General features: G+C 51.5%; 1 rRNA gene. It reads right to left on the minus strand.

From position 1 onward, the window contains the following. Positions 1–291: ribosomal RNA gene (locus tag K0625_RS24415) — 23S ribosomal RNA — on the minus strand; the annotation flags it as partial.

A 291-nucleotide genomic window follows, 5' to 3' on the forward strand; every position in this document is an offset into this window, starting at 1 on the left:
CCTTCGTGCTCCTCCGTTACTCTTTGGGAGGAGACCGCCCCAGTCAAACTACCCACCAGGCACTGTCCTCAACCCCGATTCAGGGGCCAGAGTTAGAACATCAAAGCTACAAGGGTGGTATTTCAAGGTTGACTCCACAAGAACTAGCGTTCTCGCTTCAAAGTCTCCCACCTATCCTACACATGTAGGTTCAATGTTCAGTGCCAAGCTATAGTAAAGGTGCACGGGGTCTTTCCGTCTAGCCGCGGGTATACGGCATCTTCACCGCAATTTCAACTTCACTGAGTCTCG

It is taken from the genome of Shewanella nanhaiensis, assembly GCF_019457885.1.
GTDB classification, from domain to species: domain Bacteria; phylum Pseudomonadota; class Gammaproteobacteria; order Enterobacterales; family Shewanellaceae; genus Shewanella; species Shewanella nanhaiensis.